Here is a 21,669-nt window from a genome sequence, read left to right on the forward strand (position 1 = left end):
GTATCTGCGCCGTCTCTCGCTGATGCTGGTCGGTGGCATACTCCACCTTTTCACCCAGTTCGGCTTTCTTCAACACCTTCAGCGCACCGTTCACCTCACTCTCGATGGCATCAATCAGACAAGGGTCTTCCTTCAGTTCCCTCGTCCAATAGTCCACCATGCTAAGGCTGTCCTTTGACAGACGGGCAGGCAGTCCCAGTTCGAGCATCTTCACGCCCGAAGCTATCTCAGTGATGAGTCGTTCCTTCTTCACGGCATCCTCCGACGGGGCTTTGCCGTTCTTCATGACCATGCCCTCACGTGCCAACCGCTGCTGATGACCGGTGGCAGACACCAACTGACGCATCATCTCCTGTACATAGTCATTGTAGTGCTCGAAGTCACGCTGCCGTGGCAGGTAGATGACATCCTTCTCGGTGTCGTAGTGCGCCACACCCGTGCCGTCCTGACGTACATTCACGAGGTTGTCCTTCATCTTCTGAAGGAATCCGTTGACGCACCCATGCAGCTGCTTGTCCTCCTTGTCGCCATAACCTCTATCCTCCACCGTGCCATCCTTCTTCAATGCCGTAGTGTAGGCTGTTTCGTTAGCCATAGGCAGTAGCGTCTGGTCGATATTGAACAGCACACGGATCTCACGGTTTTTCACTCCCTTGTACTGCTGTTTGTCCTGTTCCGACAGTTCTGCGTATGCCTCCTTGGTGATGACATCGTCGGGATTGTTGCGGTTGACGTACTTATTCCAATTGTAATACAGGAACGGCACACCTTTCTCATGCTCCCTCACGCTCTCACCCCGTGCCTTCGCTTCGGAGAACTGCGTAAACAGATTGCTCTTGCAACCCTTGGCATCGGAGTCAAGGGCAAGGACAAGGGCATTGAACGGACTGACCGAAAAGCCCTTGGGATAGAGCTTCGGATAGAGTTTGCCGCTTGCATTCAACCAATGTCCCTTGGCATCCACCGCACTCGTCAGTGCCTCAGTGAGCAGCGACACCTGCTTCTCCGCCGTCCGCTTCTCAAATTCTGATTTCTCTTTCATGCTTTTATCTTTTTGTTTATCTCAATCACATTCTATAATTGGCTTACCAAGCCACCGTTCCCGACAATTTTGTTGTCGGGCTTCACTGTATTCCCCTCGGTCGCACCACGCTCTCCCGTGCCTGCTCTTCGTACTGCATTGCTGCCATCTGTCGCATCTGGTCGTTCTTGGCAAGTATGGCGTTAGCCAATGTATTCAGCGGCAATGCCCCCGACTGATGCGCCCCAATCACACTGTCAGGCAGTTGAATGGTACAAGGCACATGGTCAATGTTGGCAACGAGACACCGCCCTTGCAGCATCGGGTTGCTGATACGAGGATTGAGTGGTTCATCAGGATATTGGCGGTACTGAATGCGAGATGCAGCAGGACTAACTGTAGGTGCAATGCCTTCCTGCTGTTTCCTGCCCAGCACCTCATGTCCCGCTTTGTTGAGCAGATTGGCACCTCCCATACCCATCAACAGCATCTTCAGTATAGGATTCTTCACGAACATTCCAGCCACGATAGAGGCCAAAGGAAGGAGGCTATTGTCCATATTCAGCGATTTTGTCTTGCCAGTGAACAGTCCCACCAGTACATCGGGCAGCATCGCCAACACATAACCAAGGTTCTTGCCGATGTCTGAAAAGCCGTTCAGTCCAAAACTCTGCAACAGCCCGTCCCATCCATTTTCGTTTGTTTGTAAGGCTGTTTCCTCCTGCTGGACTACAGATGGTGTTGCCTCTTCAGTCGATGAATCAGGAGTTTCTTTCGGTTCTGCCTTCTTCTCCTTCTCAGCCTCTGCATCCAGTCTCGCCTTAACCTCCAGATACTCGTCTTCCTGTCCAGGCGCAACTATCAAGGGCACATCCTTGTACTTGCCTGTACGTTTGGTTGCTTCGTTTCTCTGAGGGTCAAGGAACGTACCTTTGTTCCAAGGAAAAGAGGTCTGCTCGGTTTGTTTCGTCCAATCCATAAAAGTGATATTGCTCGTGGGAATCTTGTTCTTGAAATGGCTGTTGGTAGCCTTGATATAGCTGTTCTCGTGGTTCTTGATGACTTTTGCCTGTTTGCGGAATGAGGCGAAGACGTTGGTGCCCGTACCGAAAACTCCCTTGCTGATACACTCCTCGACACAGACCTCTTGGCTGCTACCTTTCTTGCTTAGGTGCTCCATGCCGACATTCATCACCATATCGATACCGACAAACTTGGCGAAGGTTGCCCATGAGCCAATCCCTCCCATGGCCACGACATCGGCACCCGCTCCGGCTGCCCATCCCGCTGCCTTCTCTGTTCGAGAGGGCTTATAGGCTGCCTCTCCTTTGGCTTCTATCTCTGCGGCAAGGGGTGACTTGTTCAGTTCGTAGGGCAGACCGAACAGACTGCTTTGTGCCGCCTTGCGGATGATATAGTCGGCAGAAGATGTTGGCATACGGTCTTTCACCATTTTTTCTATCATCAGCTGCTCCATGCGGTGATCGATATAGGCGTATGCCAAATCACAACCGAGTTGTTTAGAGAGTGCATCGTACCGCTCTCGTCCTATCTCCGTCACCACCGCCTTGCGCCATTCCTCAGCCATCACGGCAAGGTCACGCTGCATATCCTTGTTGCCGACAATAGCCTCCTTGCACATCGCCAGATAGTCTTCGGTGGTCTTGCTGTTCCACTTGCCTGTAATCTTCAGCGTGGCGTATGGGTCATCACCAGGCATATTGGCAGTGGCCAATGAGCGTAGGATGCCAGCCGTACTGTTGGAGTAGGCTCGCATCTCGTCTGCCTGTCTGTTGGACAAGTCCCGTTGCACCCTGCCCATCACGGGGGCAAGGTGACACCCGAAGTAGTCGCCCATCAGACGCTCTATCTCTGCGAATCGCTGACTGTTCTTAACTGCCATATACCTTGTTTATATATTATACTGCTGTAATATCTGTTCCTTTGTCTGCTCGATGGCATTGTGATATATCTCCATCTGCTTAGGATAGTGTTCCTCCAACCATGCGTCCTTGTCCACTTGGCAGTGGATGAACTGCACGGCCATACGTTCCTCAATCTCCACGGAGGGTTCCCCCTCTTCCTTACCATTGAACCATGCCTTTGTCCACCATCTCACGCCAGCCCGGTCGGGATAGACGCTCACTATCCTCGGAATGTCGAAGCTCTGGATATCCACGTCCAAGTCGGCAAGAGGGTCGATGATGCCGTCATGCGTCAGGGCTTGCTCTTGGAGTTTTTTTTTAACACCTCGTCCATCGTGGAGAGATATACCTGATGTCGCATGGCAAGATAGTTGAGAAAGTCGGCAATGAGCAGGTTCTGCACCTTAGTCGCCAAAGGCATACAGCGGTTGCCGATGCCCAAGGGATTAGCCATGCTCGGCATGGTCTCGTAGAAATAATGCTTGCTCGCTCCCAACGAGAAGATGTTTCTCAACGACTGCTCCGTATGTTCGGGCAGAGAGTATGCTCCTTGTTGAAGGTCCTCGAAGTAGGAGGGAAGGAAGCGGAGCATCAATGCCTCTATCTCCTGACGGTCGGTGTCGTAGGGTGAAGGGATGTTCATGTCCAGTTCATTGATGCCCATTTGGGAATTGTGCTCCAATGCCTTGATATTGCCGTAGAGCATGGTGAGGAACTCCAACGGATTGATTTCCTCTCCGTCAAACCTCACCTCCATGTGCAGCAGGTCGCCACTGATGGCGATGGTCTGACCGGCCTTGACGCTTTGGGAGAAGTTGGCGAAAACATTGGAGAGATGCCTGTAAGTCACTTCGTATTTGCCGTAGCGGATGGTCTGGTAGATGCCATGCTCCGCGTCCGACCCAATGGCAGAGACGGTTCCCGTTGCCACCGCCGACAGCAGGTAATGGTTCACTGAGAAGTCTATGCCGTGATGGAAGAATGTTTCTCCCGTCACGGGATTTTTCTGCTCTCCGTAACCCAAGGACATCTGCACGTCCTGCTTTATAGGCTCCTCAAACGGCATACAGTAGCCGCTCGATGAGCGCAGTATCATTTCTTCTGTATATCTCATATCACTGTATATTGGTTATCGTTTCATCCCTCTGCTTTGGGTCTCTGCTTCTTTCATGTTCTGCCCATGTGAAGACGTACCGCCTCTGTTAGGCAGAGTTTGCGCCACCTTAGAATTGTTCCCGATGATCATCGCTCCAAGCAGGGCACCCGCAATCTTGCTCATCCAACCAAAGCGTCCGAATACCATGAAGGCGGCAGCCACCAGTCCGACGATGCTCATACCCGACACGTTGCCCTTGCCGATATTGCCAAAGAGATTGCCTATCATGTCGCATCCTACGCCTCCGAACATATTCCTAAAGAAATCACTGATGCCGCTGAACTGGGTGTCCATCTTTCCGGCTACAGTGTTCACCGCATCAACGGCTTCACCAGCCTTGCCCGTCAGACGTTGCACATCGTTGGCGGTTTGTGCCACCGCTTCCGTGGCATTCTCGCCGATGACAGCATCACCTACGATGCGTGCCACGCTCTTGTCTGTGGTCAGCTTCTCCCATGTCACATAGCCTGCGGCACTACCCACTGCGGCCGTCTGCATAGCCTTGCCGGCTCCCATAAGGGTGCGTTGCGGGTGGAGTGCCGCACTGCCTAAGGTCTTTCCAGTTACTCCGATGACATGGCCAGTACCTCGTGCCGCCTTGCCACCATATTTCAATAATGAACTCCAAAATCCCATATCTTATCGTTTTTTAATCACGGTTTGACTTCGTCTTCTTCTGTCACGACTCGGCATAGCTCGAACAAGTTCGGCTCTGCTCTCGCTGCTCCATCAGTTTACGTTCTTGCCCACCTGCTTCCACCGCCTCTTGGCAGCCGCTGCTATCTCGGCTTTGTTCGCTTTGGTGGGTCTTGCCCCTTCGTCTATCTCCATCCAAACATCGCCCATGGTGGTGTATTTCACCGCCCTCGTCAGTCGCTTCAACTGCTTGTTCATCTTCTTCAGTTTGGGTCGGATGCCGAAGACTATCTCCACACGCTCCTTCTCGGTCATCTTGTTGCCCGACAGGCATACCGTGCGTATGTCATTAACTATCTCGATGCTGTTCATAATCAGCTCGCGGTATATCTTGTTGCGCTTGGCTGACAGGGCTACGGCAAGTCCGTTGGCAGGATGGGCATCCAACTGCGCCACCAATCCACCCATATTGTCCACCAACTGACCTATCTCGTGATAGAAACCATATATCTGTGCGGCATAGCTGACGATGGAACGGAAGGAGTCCAGATAGTTGTTGAACTCCCGCTGCAGGTCGGTAGTGGCTTCCACTTCCTCCTTGGTCCAGATATGGCCGGTGGATTGTAGCAGCATCACTTTCTCCTGATTCTTCAGTTCTTTCTCCGCCTTGTTGGTGTACATCAGAATCATCCCCGCAAGAGTCGGGTCGTTCTGCGCCCGCACTCCTGCAAAAGATGATATAAACATAAAAATGGCAATTGATATGAAATACTTCATGACTGATTCCTTTATCGTTAATCACTGATGGTCATACGTCCTGCTCTGCGCCATCTGCTAAGGGCTTGGGTGGCTATCTCTCCATTGCTTCGGTCTATCATCCCTGCCGTCACGCCGTTCCACACATCGGTCATGGTGTAATATCGTATAGACAGATAAAGACGATGCAGCTTCTTGCTGAAGGCACTCAGCTTGTCGTTCAGTGCCCACAGCGTCTTGCTCCTTTCCGCACCAGTCAGCATGTTCTCTTTGCCTCCTTTGGCGACTGCATCTTTCAGCAGTGTGAAGACGGACACCAATTCCGTGGCGGTCTCCATATACAGGTTGTTCATCGAGAGGGTGGCAACGATGCCTTGCGGATTATTGTTGATGGCCTTGCGCATCTTACACAAGGTGATGAATATCTTCACTCCATCGTCGTACAGATAGGTACAGGCTTTGAGGGAAGAGGCATAACCACTGGCGGTTTTCAGATAACTGTTGTACTTCTTCTCCCATTCGTGTATCTTGGTGAACTCTGCGGCGATGGTATTCTGCAACAGGGCAGTCTTGGTCTGACCTTTGATTTCCTTCTCTATCTCACCGTTGATGGCTTCGTTGCCCTCTGCTAATGCCATCCATTCCAAAGGGTTGGCAGTCACAATCTGTGCATGGGCTGACGGCACGCTCAGTACCAATGCCACGACAATGAACCAAATCTTATCTATTCGTAATCTCATATACGCCCTTTCTTCGTTTGTTCGTTTCTACTCTTGTTCGTATCACACTCACCACGTCATAGCTGTTGCTGATGCCGGTCATTTCCAGTTTCGGTGTCGTTCTATCCATCGACAACACGGTCACGCTTTTCAGTCCGCATAACTGTTGTATCAATGTCTGATGCTCGGCAAAGTCCACCACTCGGTACAACTCCATGTAGTTCACGCTCCGCTGAAACACTCCGTGCTCACAGATGAGTTGCTCGCTCCCGATATGGTAGCGGATACTCCTCAGATAGATGAATCGGTAGAGTAAACAGAGGGAGAACAGGAGGCTGAAGACAAGCAACAGGGTACTATATGCACAACCGGGCAATCCTCCGATTAGGAGCATTGCCACGCACAACAGCAACAGAGGCAGTTCGTTGATGAAAAACTGTCCGATGCTGGGGCACAAGGTGATGATGCTATTATCTTCTTGTCTCATACGCTTCTATGATATGTGTTCTTTTCTTCTTTTTCCCTTTGTTTCTCTGCCTTGCCGGCTGCGATAAACTCGGCATAGTCGAAGGTATCTGGTTCGCCCTTGGCAATCAGTTCTGCTGATTTCTTGTTGAGCAGCGCATCGTTCCAGTCCTTGTAGCAACCCAATGGATGATAGGCTTGCACATGCTCGTGACGGAAGCCCATCTCTGCTGCCACCTTCCTGAAGTTTGCAACAAACTGCCGCCCTGCATCGTCCTTGTCAAAACCCAAATAGTGCCGTGCGTTGGGAGTAACGGACAGAAGTCCTCGCATCTGTCCCTCGGTGGGTGTGCCGCCCGTAGATACATACACCATCTTTACAGGATTTATCTGATACTCTGCCATGGCATCGTAGGCACTCTCAAACCATACAATTTCGCTTGCTTTATCCAACGGCTCGCCCGTGAGGTTGGCAATCCACAGTCCTTCACTGCTGTTGCTTCCTTCTGCCTTGCCCTTGTAACCGCCGCTACCGTCCATCTTCGGTCGTCCTCGTTCCTCAAAGCCCACAGTCTTGTCGGGTGTCTTGGGCAGTACAAGCGGAAAGGCAAGGTTGGCAAAGGTAAGTCCATCCGTCCGATGCTTAGTAGCCAGACAGAAATGCCGATGAAAAGCATACTGCGTATAGAGGTCGATGCCTCGGAACTTAAAATAGGGATAAAACCTTTTCTGCGTTTCCCTGTCCTGCGGATTGAACTTGTGGATGTCGTAGTCATTCAGGTTGAATGGCTTTCCGTCCTTTCTTGGTTCTGTAATCTTCGATGGTCTGTCCTCTATGGGTTGGTTGAGCAGTCGGTTGCAGACGAGGTTGACGAGTCGGTCAGGAGACATTCCCACCTTGTTCTCTGAAAACATTTCTGGATGCTCCTTGATGAACGAAATGACATTATACACCTTCTGCTGCGGTGGTTGGAAGCAACATTTCCCATTCTGCGTGACAATGAACTTATCACCACGCACCCGTCTGCCCTCACTGTCAGTACGCACATACGACGGATAACGCAAGCCATCTCTCTTGTTCAGATGATACCCTGCGTCCACCAGTACTTCCTGTATGCTCAACCTGTCCAGAAAGTCATCGTATGTCAGTTCACTACTCATTATAAATTATAAATTGTAAATTATACATTGTTAATATCCTCTCCTTATCTCCGTGGCAACATGATTTGCTTCTGCCTCAAAGTACCTTGCCGCAATCTCCTGTGGCGAATCCACTCCCGGTTTGAAGTAAGGACGTGGACCGCCATGATGCTCTGCATAGAACTCCGGGGCTGGATGGTGATGATGGTGGCTTATGTCATGCGCCACCTCTGCTGTAACGACTGCTCCTGCCGTCAGAGCCGCCAATATCTTCGTGCCCAGTCCGGCGTTGGTTTCGGGGCGTGTCTTCATATCCACTTCACTGAAAACCTTGGAGAAGAGTTTCATGCGATGGTAGTCATCCACCGCCAAGAACTTGTCGTAGTCCTTCTGCTTGATTTCGTGCGTGATGGCTTCTCCATTGATAATGGCGGTCATGCGATACTTATCTTCGCCTTTCTTATCTCCCTCCATCGGAGGCACTTTCTCCACCATGATGTCACCGACTTTCACTTCACGCCCATGCGCTCCCTCACGATACCAACCCTTGTTCTCATTAATCAAGGCAAGGTCTTCACCTCTCACCATGGCATCGCCTTGCAACACGTCACGTCTGACAGTCTCGTCCTCTTCCAACGGAAGCAACCGTTCCTCGTCTTGTTGCTGACGCTGCTGCAACTCCTGTTCAAGTTCGGGATGCAGATGCAGGTCGATGCGCTCCTTGCTATTCAGTGTGTCCATCAGGATTTTGTCAGCAAAGTCGTCCTTGATGATGCCATTCAGCAGTTCCAAGCGTTGAACGACGGGCACTTCCTTGATGGAGTTGGAGGTGAGTTTCTTCAGTTCCTCATCTGTCAGGTCATACACCATGTCGGCATTGACGCTGTTCGACTGAATGGTCAGCGTCTTCGCATTCTCATCAATGATGATGCCATGCGATGCCAGACACTCCTGCCACTTCTCATTGGTGAAATAGACAGGCGAGGTAATCAGTTCCTTATAAGGCTTGGCTGGCTCCGTGCTTCTCGTGCGGCTGATGGAAGGCATTATGATTCCCTCCAAATCTTTCAGCACATCCTGTTGCTGAGGGCTATAACTCTGTTGCTGTCCCTTATAATAGAACCCATAACCGCCGCTCTGCAATTCGCCAGGCTTCATTCTGCCGTCCCAACGTTCAGGCACAATCGGGGCTTCGGGGAAGAACAATCGTCCTCCAACTCTGCGAAGATGGAATCCCTCCTGACTGCGTGGTGTCCAACCTAAAAAGGGTGGTGGCATATCGATGCGCCCCATCCGTCCATACTCGCCGATACCAACACGATAGCCGTGCAGCCCCATAGCTACACGACCGTTGGCATTGCGTGCATGAACGAAGTTCTTGGGCATATAGAAGTCGTTGCCCACAATGCCCGTAAAGGTATTGTAGGCTAACTTGTTGGCATGATTCGTACCCCAGTCGGTCAGAGCCAACATCTGCTTCTCGGTGATGTTATAGGTAAGCAGCGGACTGTCATGCCCTTGCACCACAAGCTGATAGCCGCTGCCATTACTCACCACATGAGCCTGCATACCATTGCGCATGAGCAAGTCACGCATCTCTGGTTGCAGGTCCATCTGTTGGGGATTCGTATTCTTTCTTATCGCCATACTTATTCTTCACTCTTCATTCTTCACTCTTCATTTATCATGCTTCACCGTTCTCTATTGCCTTCTCCAGTTCCTCATCTTTGTGATGGACAAACTGCTCCGCACTCTCTTCACAAATGCAGAGTCCGTTGTTCAGACAATAGCTCTCATATTCTTCCTGCCATTCAGCAGAATGATGGTTGACATACTCCAACCAACCGTACTCGCCGCTCTGTATCTTCTCGACGAGCACATCCTCTGGATAATATTTATTTGATGCCATATACTTATTATATTATGTGTAGATTATTTGTGCATGGAAAAAGAGGCGCGGTTGCGCTCTCCATTCTTCTTCTGCTCATTCCAAAGTTCTTCCGTGTATTCCTCTTCAGGCACATAGTCAAGATTACCGTCATCGCCCATTACCCAACAGCCATAGCACCCGAAGGTGTATTTGTCCCACTCTCGCTTGGTGTTCTCCTTCCACTTCTGACTGTCGCCTTGATTAATCCTTATGCCGGTCTTATCGTTCAGGTCAATACCCACCGTCACCTGTTCGTCCTCCATGATGAGCGTGAGCGGCTCACCCTTCTGCATCACGGTCAGTTCTGCCGAACTCAGTTTCAGTTCATCCTTCAGCACCTCCAAGTTGCGCCCGATGACAGGCGTAGGTACCGACATCACCTGATTGGTCTCCGTGTCAATCTGCACGAAAGCCTTGCTGCTCCTGCCATCAGCATCCTTAACATCGGCAAGGATAGCCTTTCCAGCCAGCAAGTCCTCCTGCTGTTCCTGAGTAAAAGCCTCCAATGGTGATTTCTCCAACTGCGGATAGAAGACCACATCCACCTTGCCGTCCTCCATACGGACCAACGCAAATCGGGTGCGGCTCTTCAATGTCTCGCCCTCATCATTATTCACCTGAATGGGCAGCAACGGTGAACGTCGTCCCTGACCAATATCTTCCAACGCCCACATGGGCAGGTCTTCAATCTTCTCTTGTGTGAGACCAAAACGAGCCAGTGTCTGATAAGGCACCTCGCTCTCTTCAAATCGTACTTGCTTCATACTTTAACTTTGAATTTGAAATTAAACTCATGCAAAGTTATATACCTATTCAGAGACAAGCAGAATTGCATAAGATAATGCGTGTTATTTTTGACGATTATTATTATTTGAGTTTGATTTCTGCTCAAAAATCAAACTCGATTGCTATATTATGTTACAATCTTCTTGTCTTCCCTTTGTTCTTTATGCCAGTCAAAGAATTGCTTGTTACTTTTGCACCATGAAACGATTTCTACTCATCACAATAGCAGCAATATTCTGTTCATCAGCAACAGTATGCGCTCAGTTCAATACCGTCACACAGACTAAGGTACACCGCAAGGCTGTGCCAAAAACGACGCAGTCCGCAACATCCGAACAACTGCCTCCGTGCTCGCCGCATCAGCGGCGAGACTCTCTTGCCTTTGCCCCATTACAAACCCAAACGGAGCAGACCGACCGCCACACGGCACTTGTCAGTCCACTCCGTCATATCTCTGTCACCAGCCCTTTCGGCTACCGCAGAGACCCATTTACAAAAAGAAAAGCCCTACACAACGGGCTTGATTTGAAGGCAAATTACGAACCCACATACGCCATGATGCACGGCGAGGTCATCAAGGTAGGCAAGGACAAACGTTCAGGCCTCTATGTCACCCTCCGTCACGGCGACTTCACCGTCAGCTATTGCCACCTCTCCCAAACTCTCGTCACCAAAGGCACCCACGTCCGTCCCGGCATCATCATCGCGCTGACAGGCAACAGTGGTCGCAGTACTGGTCCCCACCTGCACCTCACACTCAAAGACACAAAAAAAGGACGAGCCATCGACCCGTCCATTCTTCTCAATCTTATCAAGCATCCACTCTAATAGAACGCCTTGTCTTTTGTCGTTCACATCACCCCTTCCGCATTGCAATAATGTCTTAAATATCTAATCCTCAACAATTTCTATTCTTGAAAAACAAGTGTTTTATTCACGAATATAATATGATTTCGTGAAAGATGTCATAAGATGATACTAATATCTATGCTATTTGTCAATAAAGAACCCGTTTCTATGCAGATATTCTGAAACGGTTAGTGTTCCAATCCCTATCTGCTCACACAACAAAGGAAGTTTCTTGAACAACTTACCGTCATTCTGCTGCCTTGTTTCCTCCGTCATTACTTGCATCTCTTCCAGATGGATAGCGTCCGAGTGTCGTACATTCAGTGCATAAATGATAATCTTAGCATCACCTGTTTTAAGGTATTCTTCCTTTTGCTCTATGTATTCTTCTTCAGTCAGTTCCTGCTTCTTCAGTCTTACACAGAAATTGTTGTCTATCATGTTGCTGAATCTCTCTGGGGCACATGGAAATAGATCCTTTGTCGGAATGACCAATTTCTTGTCTTTGAGGAAAGGCATCTTTTCAACTGCAATTCCTTTGGAGGTGCGTTTTGATTCATCCAGAATCACATCAAGTAGCATCAAATCCTTGCGGGAGAACGCCTCTTCCAGGAATGAGTACAACTGTCCGTCCTTATCCAAGGGAAGATAATTCTTGGCAATCATCACCAATGAGCATGTATCAACAACTATCGCCATAACTCCCTCTCAAAATTTGCTGGTTTGACATTGAGTCTCGAACAGAAAGTGGTCTCGTTGACCACTCCATTGAAATAGGCATATTGCATGGTTTTCAAGAATAGCGGAGAAATGATGGGCTTTGGTGTTCGCCCGCCTCTCTTCTCAGAGTTTTTCAACTTTTCCTGTTCCTCTCTTCTTCTGTATTCCTCTGCCAATTCACTCTTGACATTGCTGTAGCTCGAATAGCTGATTTTCCTGTCGATATACATCCTTGTATATAAGGCAAGACGGCTAATGTGCGTCCGTGCACTGATAGCCTTGAAGAGGTCAATGCAGTAGTCGTTACGGGAATCTACACATGCTATGTTAGCAAGTGTTTCTGCTTCTTGTCCCATAATGAACTGATATGCAAAATCATTGCACCATCTTTCGACATCACTGTATGAAGTCTGTGCCGAGATGTCCATCATGTCCACCGACTCCACTTCTTCAATCCCCAATAGACAATGCCCCAATTCATGCGCCAGAGTGAATATTTCTCGCTTGTAATGCTTATGATGCTTAAGCACTATCACATTGGGCTTAAGGTAAAAACCGTCAATGTTGGTTTTCTCTTTCTTGTTCCATGTCTCTATGTATTCAAAGACAAAAATGCCATGATCGGCGATTTTTTCTATCATCTTCACAAGAAACTGCCTATGATTGACAGTTTCCCCGGGATAAAAAAAATCTCTTGCACGTACGGCTACTGTCTTAGGGTCATCTTGTAGGGTGTAGTGTTCTATGTCAAACTTCACATCCAGTTGCGACAGTTTGTTGTATGCATCCAAAGCGTTTTTCAGACTCTCGAATCGGTTTACAGTACGGATCGACTCCAAGTTCAGCTCTGTTCCGAATGAGGTCTTGCGGAAGAAGATACTGCTGCTTGCATTGGTTGACAACTTAGAATAGTCTTGAAAGAAACTGACTTCTTTGTCGAATATCTCACCTATACGCTTCAACACCCCCAAATCAATAGAATCTCCACTGATGTCTGCGGCTCCTGTTATCCGTTTCCTGCCTTTGTTCAGAAGAGACAACAAGTCATCCACCGACATCTTGTATAATGCCAGCAGGTATTCTAAACGTTTCTTGTTAATCTCTACTTTCATATCAGCCTCGATTGAACTATTGTTGTTTTGATGCAAATGCTTAGGCACAATTTTGCGTTGCAAAATTACACATTTTCACTTAAATGGGCGAATTTTCATGCTGAATATCACTGGAATTTATGTTTATTTTGCTAAATCGCTACATTTTGCCACCAAAAAGACACAAAAATAGGACGAATCATCGACCCGTCCTTTTGTTTTTAGCCTTTTTCGTTCTAACCACAGCCTGCAATGTTATTCATCAACTGGTTCATCACTCGCATGTCTCATTTCGTAAACTGTCCATAAGGCTAACACACATTCAATGGCTATCACGGTAATGGCCGCAGTCATGCCCCACCAGTGGGCAATAAGCATAAAGATGCCAGCCTCAATGCACAACGCAAAGAGGATGGTAACAATAAGTGATAATATTCTATTCATTCTACGGTAACTGATTTAGCAAGGTTTCTTGGCTGGTCAACATTCCTATCCTTGTTGATGGCGATGTAATAGGCCAGCAACTGCAATGGGACGGAAACAACGAGAGGTGTAAGGCATTCGGGTACGTCGGGCACTTCAAGGCAATGGTCGGCGATGTCCTTCATTGCGTCATTGCCCTTGGTAATGATGGCGACAACCGTACCGCCACGCGCCTTCACCTGCCTTACATTACTGATTATCTTGTCATACAGCGAGTCCGTTGGAGCAATGACCACCGTGGGCATCTCGCTATCTACAAGTGCAATCGGTCCATGCTTCATTTCCGCAGCAGGATAACCCTCCGCATGGATATAGGATATTTCTTTCAGCTTCAACGCACCTTCAAGGGCGGTGGGGTAGTTGTACCCACGACCGAGATAAAGGAAGTTGCGGGCATAGGTGTATATCTTCGACAAGTTCTTGATTTTGTCAGCAAGTCCCAACACATCTTTTATATATAGGGGCATGTTCTTCAACTCCCGGACAATCCTCTCTACGGTTGCATCATCCACAGTACCACGCATCTGTCCCACGCAGAGGGCAAGCAGCATCAGCACCGTTACCTGTCCTGTAAAAGCCTTGGTAGAAGCCACACCTATCTCAGGTCCTACATGGATGTATGTCCCGGAATCCGTATTTCTTGGGATAGAGGCACCCACGACGTTGCAGATGCCATACACAAAAGCCCCCTTGCTCCGTGCCAACTGTATGGCGGCAACGGTTCCGAGCGGTCAAACGTCCTTAGTAACTCCATACACTTCTCAAAGGAGAAGTCGGATGCCTCAAAAAGAGGCTGGATAAGGTGGGCGCATTCGTTCAGCAGTCCCTTGACGATGTGGATGTTCATCTCGTGGCAGTTTCGGCAAATTGCACTGTTGCAGTTGATATACCGATGACTGTTGATGAAGTCATCCACATAGCGGTCATACCGCTTGCCATTCAAAATCACATCCTGAAGATAGAGTTCTCTCGCTTCTAAGAGTAACTCAAACAATTCTTCTGCTACATCCTGTTCGGTAGCGAAGTGGGTCAGGTGTTGCTTCTCTTCAAAAAAAGAGAAGACTTTTTAATTTGTTTTTGCATACTAAATTACTTATTTATAAGTTTATGACGACTGAAATATAAAAATTACACAACATGGTTCAGTATTAGGTTATAATTCTTGTAAAGTTACATTCCTCCTCCCAACGCATGGTAAAGTTTAATTATACTTTGTATGCGTTCAAAACGAGTTTGTAACTGTTGCACTTCCGCTTCGAGAAGAGACTGTTTGGCGGTCAGCACTTCCAGATAGGTGGTATTGGAATGACGCATCAGCGATTCTGTCTTTCGCACAGCGTCGCATAATGTTTCAACCTGCCGAGCATTGATTTCAATTTGCGATTTTGCCGTCTGCCATGCGGTCAGAGCATCGTTCACTTCCTTTCCTGCGTTCAGTAATGATTGCCGGAACAACAGTTTGGCTTCTTCCTGACGGCTTTTGGCTATCTTCAAGTTGGCGATGTTTACGCCCCGGTTGAATAACGGCTGTGTCAGGGAACCGATGGCATTAAGTAACCATTGTCCGGGATTTACGATTACGCCACCGCCGTTATTAGTCCATCCAAGAATTCCCGAGAGGGTAATATTGGGATAGAAGGCGGCACGGGCCGCATTGGTGGCGTAGAATGCTTGCGCCAGTTCCATTTCAGCCTGACGCACGTCGGGACGGTTGGAAAGCAGTTGCAAAGGGACTCCGATCGAGACAGTATCGGGGAAAGCAGCCTCGGCCAGATCACTTCGTCCAATCGAGTGTGACGGCATGGCAAGTATCGCAGACAGGGCGTTTTCTGTTTCGGAAATACTCTTGCGTATGGATAACAGGGATGCTTCGAGTCGCATCACGTTCGCCTTTGCCTGCAATACGCCAGCCTCGTTTGATTTCCCCACTTTTTTCAACGCTTCAAGAGTGCGTACGGTAGTCCGCCAGTTCTCCAAAGTCCGGTTACTTATTGTCATTTGTGCGTCAAGCATGGCAAGGGTGTAGTAACTGTCTGCAATAGTGGCGACAAGCTGTGTCTGTACGGCCTGCCGGTAGGCACGGCTTCCTTGTAATGCGGCGGCTGCGCCACGCTTTGCCGCCGTAAGTTTGCCGAAGATGTCCAGTTCCCAGCTTGCCGACGCTCCCACATTATATGTCTTTGCCGTTGCTCCGTCATGTTTATTGGCATTACCTTCGGCAGTCAGTCCCAGTGATGGAAGATATGATAGTCTGGCAGTCATCAGGACGGCTTCTGCCGCTTCCACGCGTAACCGTGCCACATTGAGGTCTGCGTTCCGTTCAAGTCCGGTTTCAATCAAGGACTGGAGTTTCGGGTCGGTAAACATTTCCCGCCACGACAGGGACGCGATGGTCATTGTATCAATGTCCGCCGGCATGTCCCGATACAGATTCTCCGTTGAGAGGTCAGGGCGATGATACCGGCTGTATGTGCCACAGCCGGCAAGCATCCATCCCGACAATATGATATATATTACTGTCTTCTTCATTTAATTATGCTTAACACGTTCTTGGATATATTGGAATACAATAAACAATGACGGCACAAGGAACAACAGAGCCAAAGTACCTACAATCATTCCACCGATTACACCTGTGGCAAGCGAACGGCTGCCGTTGGCACCCACTCCGTGCGCCATCATCAGCGGGACAAGACCGAACACCATGGACAACACAGTCATCAATATGGGGCGCAGGCGGACTTTTGCCGCACTGTATGCCGCCTGTGCCAGCGTCATGCCTTCCGACCGCCGTTTACCGGCGTATTCGGTAAGCAGGATCGCTGTCTTGGCAAGCAGGCCTATAATCATGATAAGTCCGGTCTGCATGTAGATGTTGTTCTCCAGACCGAAGAGCCACGCAAACAGGAAACTGCCCATCAGTCCGCAAGGCACCGACAACAGAACCGCGAAGGGTATGAACACGCTCTCATACAAGGCGCACAGAATCAGATAGACCAGAACCATGCAGAGCAGGAATATAAGCGTGGCATTGTTGGTCGTCTTGCTTTCCTCACGCGAAATGCCGCCAAACTCGTATGTGTAATTTGACGGAAGCACTTCACGTGCCGTCTCGCCGATGGCTTCGAGCACCTGCCCCGAACTGTAGCCCTGAGCCGGAGACCCGCTAATCGAGATGGCGTTGAACAGGTTGAAACGGGTGAGGTCTGACGGGCCGTTGGTCTTGGTCAGGCGCACGAACCGGCTCAAAGGCGACATGCCGCCATCGGTGGCACGCACATACATGTGGTGCAGGGATTCCGCATTCACACGATATTCCGCCGGAGCCTGCATGGTCACATGGTAGAGCTTGGAGAACCGGTTGAAGTCGGAAACATATTGTCCGGTATAATAGCCCGACAATGTGGAAAGCACATCTGCGGGCGACACACCCGACTGTTCGCATTTGGCGGCATCGATATCCACCCAGTATTGCGGATAATCCGTGGCAAAGGAGGAATAGACTTCGCCGATTTCGGGTCGCTGCGACAAGGCTTCGACAAACTTGTCTGCCTCTTCCTTGAAGGCGGCGATGTTTCCGCCCGCCTTGTCCTGCAAATAAAGCTCGAAACCGTTTCCCATGCCGTACCCGGCAATCATCGGAGGCGACATGGCGAACACCGTGGCATCGGGAATATCCGAAGTGGCGGCATACATCTTTCCGATGACATCATTGACCGACTGCCCCTCTCCCTTACGCTGCTCCCAGTCTTTGAGTGTCACGAAATACATCGCCTGCGAGGGACCGGAACCGCTGAAAGAGAAACCGGCGACCGCACCGCTGTATTCAATCTCGCCGATGCTGTCGAGACGGCTGTTGATACGCTCCATCACCTTACTTGTCTGAGCCATGGATGTGCCGGGCTTCGTGTTCATGCTCACCATGACCGTCCCGGTGTCCTCTTCGGGAATAAGTCCCGTCTTTGTGACATTGACCAGCAGCACCAGCAACCCGAAAGAAATGCCTATGATGCTCCACAACAGCCATCGGCGATGGATAATGAACATCACTCCACGTACATAGCGTCGGCTCAGACGGTCGAAGACGGCATTGAACGCTTTACGGAAACGGGCTGCAAAATTGTTCTTGGTGTTGCCCTGCTCATCGATATAGGGTTTCAGCAGCAGCGCGCAAAGTGCCGGTGAGAGTGTGAAGGCATTGACTGCCGAGATTCCCACGGCAACAGCCATCGTGATACCGAACTGCGTGTAGAACGCTCCCGAAGTCCCGCCCATCATGGCAACGGGGAAAAACACTGCCATAAAGATGATGGTAGAGGTCAGGATAGCCGACGAAACGCCTTTCATGGCATCATCAGCCGCGAGAACCGCAGACTGATAGCCCTCGTCGAACTTCGCCTGCACCGCTTCCACCACCACAATGGCATCATCGACCACAGTTCCGATGGCAAGCACAAGCGCGAACAGGGTGAGCAGGTTGACGGAGAAGCCGATCATGGACATCACGGCGAACGTACCGATAATGGAGACGAAAATGGATATCGTAGGAATAAGCGTGGACTTAATATCTTGCAAAAATACATATACCACCACGATAACCAGAAGTATCGCTTCAATAAGTGTCCGGATAACAGAATTGATGGAAGCATACAGGAACTTGTTGGTATCGGTAAGCACCACGAATTCCGTCCCTTCGGGCAAGTCCCGGCTGAGGTCGTCAAGCACTTCGTGAATCTCCTTGATGGTGCTTGAAGCATTGGACCCGGCTTTCTGGTTGATGAGCATCATGGCTGCCGGATGCCCGTTCACTTCGGAGGAATAGTTGTAGTATTCATCGCCCAGTTCCACATCGGCAACCTCCTTCAGCCGAAGCACATTGCCGCCCGGCAGTGACTTGATGACCAACTCACCGAACTCTTCCGCGCCGGACAAGCGTCCGCGGTATTTCATCGTGTATTCATTGGCGGTAGGATGATTGGCACCGAAGGAGCCGGTGGCGGCCTCGATGTTCTGTCGTGCGAGTACGGTGGATATGTCATCGGGGATAAGCCCGTATTGCGCCATCTTGTCGGGACGCAGCCAAAGTCGCATGCTGTAGTTGGAACCGAACATCTGTGCCTTTCCCACGCCGCTGATACGTTTCAGCCTCGGCTCGACATTGATTTTCACGTAATTGTTCAGGAAGGTCTGGTCGAAGCGGTCATCGGGCGAATAGAGCGCGAAAGTCATCAGTTCGGCATTCTGCTGCTTTTCAGTGGTGACACCGGTCTTGGTGGCTTCCGCCGGAAGCTGGCTCAGCGCGCCGTTCACGCGGTTCTGCACGTTTACCGCCGCCAGGTCCGCGTTGGTTCCCTGCTTGAAATAGATGTTGATGGAAGCATCGCCCGTATTCGATGCCGTGGAAGTCATATAGGTCATGTCTTCCACGCCGTTGATGGCTTCTTCCAGAGGGGTTATCACTGCCTTCTGCACAGTTTCAGCGTTTGCTCCAGGATAAGTTGCGAATACGTTGATGGTCGGAGGTGCGATGTCGGGGTATTGTTCCACCGGCAAGGAAAACATGGAAATCATGCCCAACAGTACAATCACCACCGAGATAACGCCCGAAAACACCGGGCGGTCTATAAAAAATCGCAGGTTCATTTCGTTTCGTTTTTAGGGGTTATGCTCATGCCTTCTCTCACCAGTCCCACGCCTTCGGCGACAATGGTGTCACCGACCGAAAGACCTTCTTTTACGATAAACCGGTTGCCGTCGTTCAGGCGGTCCACCGTGAGATAGGCGGCTTCCGCCTGTCCGTTTTTCAGACGGTAAGCGATAATCTTGTCCTGCAGTTCCACGGTGGCGGTCATGGGAATGGTTACGGCCTCCGTTTTCGGGTTTTGAAGGATGACATTGCCGATGCTGCCACTCAACAGTTCGCGGTCGGGATTGGGGAACAGGGCTTTGATTTGTACCGTTCCGGTAACAGGATCCACCACGCCGCTTACGGTTTCAATACGTCCTTTCGCCTTGTACAGGCTGCCGTCGTTGAGTTGCAGGCCCACTTCCGGCATCCCGGCTATCATGCTGTCAATCGAGCCATAGCGAGCCAAATATCGCCGTAGCATATTCTCCGAAATGGAGAAATAGGCATACATCTCCGCATTGTCGGACACGACCGTGAAAGGCTGTGCCATATTGGGACCGACAAGCGCACCGATGCGATAGGGCAATGTGCCTACTACTCCGTTGCTCGGGCTTTTGATTTCCGTATAGGAGAGATTGTTGCGTGCATCCGATTCTTGTGCCTTTGCCTGTTCGAGTTCAGCACACGCCACTGCCAGTTGGTTCCGGGCGAGAGAAAGCTCGTAGTCGGATATGACCTTCTCGTCAAACAATGCCTGCTTGCCCCGCAGCTCGATTCTTGCCGTTTCCACTTTTGCCTGTGCCGCGCTGACATTGGCCTGCGCCGTGCGTAATGCCGCCCGATAGGGCACTTGGTCAATTACAGCCAATACTTGACCGGTCTTCACCCGTTCACCCTCTTTCACTTTCAGACGGATAATGCGCCCGGATATTTGCGGCAGGATGTCCACATCCTGCCGTCCGCGTATGGCGGCGGAATAGGACTCGGAGATTTCCACCGGACTTGCCGCGACCTTTATGACCCGATAACTCTGCACCGCATCCTGCTTGCCGTCCGCCTGCCTGCATCCGGTCGGCAGGAACAGCATGAGAGCAAATGCGGCGAAATTCGTGATAATGAATTGCTTGTTCATATTTTCTTCTTGTTTTGTATTAACCTTAATTCCGCAACACTTTGATTTAAATTAATTTATAAGTTCCTGAGCAACAAAAAGTTGCCCAGGATTTTGCCGTGTCAGATTTTTCACTTATCTTAGTGTTGCAATTAGAAAACAAGCGAAAATCGTAACAAGGCATGGCAAAGGTACAAATATAATGCCAGTCTTGTGTTCCATAGGCAGTAAAAACAGGATGTTCAACCGTAAAAACTAGCTTACCACCAGACTTCAGTATTCTATATATCTTTTTTACTAAAATCTCATAATCTGCTACATAGTGAAACGCAAGTGAACTTAATATTACATCAAAACTCTCCTCTGGGAATTCCACATCTTCTATAGCACAGCATTTATATTCAACCTGTGGAAAATGTGTTTTTTCTTTGGCTACCTCGAGCATTTTATGAGAAATATCAACACCTACAACAGAAGAAGCACCGTGTTCCATCGCATAAATACAGTGCCATCCATAGCCGCATCCTAAATCAAGCACACGCTTATCTTTAAAATCCGGCAGCAGCTTTCTCAATGTTTCCCATTCTCCTGCACCGGCTAGTCCCTGCTGTGAGCGACTCATTTGACTGTATTTTTGAAAAAATATATTATCATCATATTTGTTTTCTTTCATCTGAATTCCCCTTGTTTAAAAAGTTATTTATCTCCGTTGCAATTTTCTTCACTTCTTTATAAGGCTTCCCGGTCATATCATAGCATTCAAAAAGTGAAAGACCGAGTAATTCAAAAATATGATTAACCCTTTGGCGTATTTTTCAGGTTTATATTAAAAAGTTTCAAGCAGTTTTATAGCTTTCTTTTCGCCTATTCGAACGTGGTGGAAAGTACGCGAACATAAATTCCCGCGCCCCTATGCGCACGCAGTGCGCTCACGTGCCGAAGGCACATATCGCGCCAGAGGCATATCGCACGCGAATGAAATGTAGCGTATATCGCAAATCCGTGAGGATTTATATCGCTTTAGTTTGTCTGCTTCGTCAGACAAACTAAACTTTCCACGTGGCTGGAGAGGACAGAATGAATGTCATTTGAGTACGTCCGTTCTCGGAAACATATCCACTTCGCTTTTGGCACTATCGGTATACGGGAACATATCCAATCTCTCTCAGGAATGTAGTAAGCATTCGAACAAATGCACCTTTTACACTTTGAGGTTTGGTTGTAGCTTTGCGGCAGTGAATACAATCAAACC

The 21,669-nt window shown here is 49.4% G+C and carries 19 protein-coding genes and 4 pseudogenes; 1 reads left to right on the forward strand and 22 read right to left on the reverse strand.

From position 1 onward, the window contains the following. The 12 genes from ABUA47_RS13920 to ABUA47_RS13975 form a co-directional block, all read right to left on the reverse strand. The coding region (locus ABUA47_RS13920) for an ArdC family protein (protein ID WP_349831687.1) at nt 1–1,042 on the reverse strand (1,042 nt) is incomplete at its 3' end. Nucleotides 1,043–1,124: 82 nt separating this feature from the next. Beyond that, nucleotides 1,125–2,924 carry a hypothetical protein gene (locus ABUA47_RS13925; RefSeq protein WP_005816255.1) on the reverse strand — a complete coding sequence of 600 codons (1,800 nt, stop codon included), beginning with the start codon at nt 2,922–2,924 and terminating at the stop codon, nt 1,125–1,127. 9 nt (nt 2,925–2,933) lie between these two features. Beyond that, a complete protein-coding gene (locus ABUA47_RS13930) occupies nt 2,934–3,206 on the reverse strand; it encodes a hypothetical protein (RefSeq protein ID WP_007897422.1) in 273 nt (90 codons plus the stop codon). 32 nt (nt 3,207–3,238) lie between these two features. Beyond that, nucleotides 3,239–4,060 carry a M23 family metallopeptidase gene (locus ABUA47_RS13935; protein ID WP_005816253.1) on the reverse strand — a complete coding sequence of 274 codons (822 nt, stop codon included), beginning with the start codon at nt 4,058–4,060 and terminating at the stop codon, nt 3,239–3,241. Nucleotides 4,061–4,075: 15 nt separating this feature from the next. Next, entirely contained in the window at nt 4,076–4,738 is a 663-nt protein-coding gene (locus ABUA47_RS13940; protein WP_005816251.1) for a hypothetical protein, read from the reverse strand. A gap of 93 nt (nt 4,739–4,831) precedes the next feature. Continuing rightward, nucleotides 4,832–5,515: a hypothetical protein gene (locus ABUA47_RS13945; RefSeq protein ID WP_005816248.1), complete on the reverse strand. Its 684-nt coding sequence runs from the start codon at nt 5,513–5,515 to the stop codon at nt 4,832–4,834. A 17-nt stretch (nt 5,516–5,532) separates the two neighbouring features. Next, nucleotides 5,533–6,234 carry a hypothetical protein gene (locus ABUA47_RS13950; RefSeq protein WP_005816246.1) on the reverse strand — a complete coding sequence of 234 codons (702 nt, stop codon included), beginning with the start codon at nt 6,232–6,234 and terminating at the stop codon, nt 5,533–5,535. Next, nucleotides 6,215–6,700, reverse strand: coding sequence for a PH domain-containing protein (locus tag ABUA47_RS13955; RefSeq protein WP_005816244.1), 486 nt, complete (start codon nt 6,698–6,700; stop codon nt 6,215–6,217). The genes ABUA47_RS13950 and ABUA47_RS13955 overlap by 20 nt, the downstream gene beginning before the upstream one ends. Next, on the reverse strand, nt 6,697–7,839 hold the full coding sequence (locus ABUA47_RS13960; RefSeq protein WP_005816242.1) for a toprim domain-containing protein: 1,143 nt from the start codon (nt 7,837–7,839) through the stop codon (nt 6,697–6,699). Before ABUA47_RS13960 ends, ABUA47_RS13955 begins: the two co-directional genes overlap by 4 nt. Before the next feature lie 30 nt (nt 7,840–7,869). Then, nucleotides 7,870–9,465, reverse strand: coding sequence for a hypothetical protein (locus ABUA47_RS13965; protein ID WP_005816239.1), 1,596 nt, complete (start codon nt 9,463–9,465; stop codon nt 7,870–7,872). Between the two features lie 37 nt (nt 9,466–9,502). Further along, complete coding sequence (locus ABUA47_RS13970; RefSeq protein WP_005816237.1) at nt 9,503–9,727, reverse strand: hypothetical protein; 225 nt, start codon at nt 9,725–9,727, stop codon at nt 9,503–9,505. 23 nt (nt 9,728–9,750) lie between these two features. Beyond that, nucleotides 9,751–10,512, reverse strand: a complete 762-nt coding sequence (locus ABUA47_RS13975; RefSeq protein ID WP_005816235.1) for a DUF4099 domain-containing protein — start codon at nt 10,510–10,512, stop codon at nt 9,751–9,753. 220 nt (nt 10,513–10,732) lie between these two features. On the opposite strand from ABUA47_RS13975, the gene ABUA47_RS13980 reads away from it, so the two are divergent. After that, nucleotides 10,733–11,362: a M23 family metallopeptidase gene (locus ABUA47_RS13980; protein WP_007837448.1), complete on the forward strand. Its 630-nt coding sequence runs from the start codon at nt 10,733–10,735 to the stop codon at nt 11,360–11,362. Between the two features lie 162 nt (nt 11,363–11,524). On the opposite strand, the gene ABUA47_RS13985 is transcribed toward ABUA47_RS13980, so the two are convergent. The 10 genes and pseudogenes from ABUA47_RS13985 to ABUA47_RS14030 form a co-directional block, all read right to left on the reverse strand. After that, nucleotides 11,525–12,082, reverse strand: coding sequence for a DUF4411 family protein (locus ABUA47_RS13985; RefSeq protein WP_005816230.1), 558 nt, complete (start codon nt 12,080–12,082; stop codon nt 11,525–11,527). After that, the gene (locus tag ABUA47_RS13990) at nt 12,073–13,215 is read right to left on the reverse strand and encodes an ImmA/IrrE family metallo-endopeptidase (protein WP_007897423.1); all 1,143 of its coding nucleotides are present in this window, start codon (nt 13,213–13,215) and stop codon (nt 12,073–12,075) included. Before ABUA47_RS13990 ends, ABUA47_RS13985 begins: the two co-directional genes overlap by 10 nt. Before the next feature lie 234 nt (nt 13,216–13,449). Then, nucleotides 13,450–13,638, reverse strand: a complete 189-nt coding sequence (locus ABUA47_RS13995; protein WP_005816226.1) for a hypothetical protein — start codon at nt 13,636–13,638, stop codon at nt 13,450–13,452. Then, nucleotides 13,635–14,399: pseudogene (locus ABUA47_RS14000) on the reverse strand (SIS domain-containing protein); the annotation flags it as partial. The gene ABUA47_RS13995 and the pseudogene ABUA47_RS14000, both read right to left, overlap by 4 nt. Further along, nucleotides 14,396–14,710, reverse strand: a pseudogene (locus tag ABUA47_RS14005) (hypothetical protein); the annotation flags it as partial. The pseudogenes ABUA47_RS14000 and ABUA47_RS14005, both read right to left, overlap by 4 nt. A 137-nt stretch (nt 14,711–14,847) precedes the next feature. Beyond that, entirely contained in the window at nt 14,848–16,206 is a 1,359-nt protein-coding gene (locus tag ABUA47_RS14010; RefSeq protein ID WP_005816221.1) for an efflux transporter outer membrane subunit, read from the reverse strand. Next, the gene (locus tag ABUA47_RS14015; RefSeq protein WP_349831689.1) at nt 16,207–19,320 is read right to left on the reverse strand and encodes an efflux RND transporter permease subunit; all 3,114 of its coding nucleotides are present in this window, start codon (nt 19,318–19,320) and stop codon (nt 16,207–16,209) included. Continuing rightward, nucleotides 19,317–20,438 (reverse strand): efflux RND transporter periplasmic adaptor subunit, encoded by a 1,122-nt coding sequence (locus ABUA47_RS14020; RefSeq protein ID WP_005816213.1) that lies wholly within the window; start codon nt 20,436–20,438, stop codon nt 19,317–19,319. Before ABUA47_RS14020 ends, ABUA47_RS14015 begins: the two co-directional genes overlap by 4 nt. 178 nt (nt 20,439–20,616) lie before the next feature. Beyond that, nucleotides 20,617–21,090 (reverse strand): annotated as a pseudogene (locus tag ABUA47_RS14025) (class I SAM-dependent methyltransferase); the annotation flags it as partial. Further along, a pseudogene (locus ABUA47_RS14030) lies at nt 21,071–21,285 on the reverse strand (nucleotidyltransferase domain-containing protein); the annotation flags it as partial. The pseudogenes ABUA47_RS14030 and ABUA47_RS14025, both read right to left, overlap by 20 nt. Between the last annotated feature and the right edge of the window lie 384 nt (nt 21,286–21,669).

Source organism: Bacteroides sp. RTP31139st1_H2_RTP31139_211217 (assembly GCF_040227615.1).
In the GTDB taxonomy this organism is placed as follows: Bacteria; Bacteroidota; Bacteroidia; order Bacteroidales; family Bacteroidaceae; genus Bacteroides; species Bacteroides uniformis.

Bases quoted from the DNA above. Each gene is read 5' to 3' on its own strand.
- ABUA47_RS13925 (WP_005816255.1), bottom strand. From the start codon at position 2,924: ATGGCAGTTAAGAACAGTCAGCGATTCGCAGAGATAGAGCGTCTGATG.
- ABUA47_RS13935 (WP_005816253.1), bottom strand. From the start codon at position 4,060: ATGAGATATACAGAAGAAATGATACTGCGCTCATCGAGCGGCTACTGT.
- ABUA47_RS13940 (WP_005816251.1), bottom strand. From the start codon at position 4,738: ATGGGATTTTGGAGTTCATTATTGAAATATGGTGGCAAGGCGGCACGA.
- ABUA47_RS13945 (WP_005816248.1), bottom strand. From the start codon at position 5,515: ATGAAGTATTTCATATCAATTGCCATTTTTATGTTTATATCATCTTTT.
- ABUA47_RS13950 (WP_005816246.1), bottom strand. From the start codon at position 6,234: ATGAGATTACGAATAGATAAGATTTGGTTCATTGTCGTGGCATTGGTA.
- ABUA47_RS13955 (WP_005816244.1), bottom strand. From the start codon at position 6,700: ATGAGACAAGAAGATAATAGCATCATCACCTTGTGCCCCAGCATCGGA.
- ABUA47_RS13960 (WP_005816242.1), bottom strand. From the start codon at position 7,839: ATGAGTAGTGAACTGACATACGATGACTTTCTGGACAGGTTGAGCATA.
- ABUA47_RS13965 (WP_005816239.1), bottom strand. From the start codon at position 9,465: ATGGCGATAAGAAAGAATACGAATCCCCAACAGATGGACCTGCAACCA.
- ABUA47_RS13970 (WP_005816237.1), bottom strand. From the start codon at position 9,727: ATGGCATCAAATAAATATTATCCAGAGGATGTGCTCGTCGAGAAGATA.
- ABUA47_RS13975 (WP_005816235.1), bottom strand. From the start codon at position 10,512: ATGAAGCAAGTACGATTTGAAGAGAGCGAGGTGCCTTATCAGACACTG.
- ABUA47_RS13980 (WP_007837448.1), top strand. From the start codon at position 10,733: ATGAAACGATTTCTACTCATCACAATAGCAGCAATATTCTGTTCATCA.
- ABUA47_RS13985 (WP_005816230.1), bottom strand. From the start codon at position 12,082: ATGGCGATAGTTGTTGATACATGCTCATTGGTGATGATTGCCAAGAAT.
- ABUA47_RS13990 (WP_007897423.1), bottom strand. From the start codon at position 13,215: ATGAAAGTAGAGATTAACAAGAAACGTTTAGAATACCTGCTGGCATTA.
- ABUA47_RS13995 (WP_005816226.1), bottom strand. From the start codon at position 13,638: ATGAATAGAATATTATCACTTATTGTTACCATCCTCTTTGCGTTGTGC.
- ABUA47_RS14010 (WP_005816221.1), bottom strand. From the start codon at position 16,206: ATGAAGAAGACAGTAATATATATCATATTGTCGGGATGGATGCTTGCC.
- ABUA47_RS14015 (WP_349831689.1), bottom strand. From the start codon at position 19,320: ATGAACCTGCGATTTTTTATAGACCGCCCGGTGTTTTCGGGCGTTATC.
- ABUA47_RS14020 (WP_005816213.1), bottom strand. From the start codon at position 20,438: ATGAACAAGCAATTCATTATCACGAATTTCGCCGCATTTGCTCTCATG.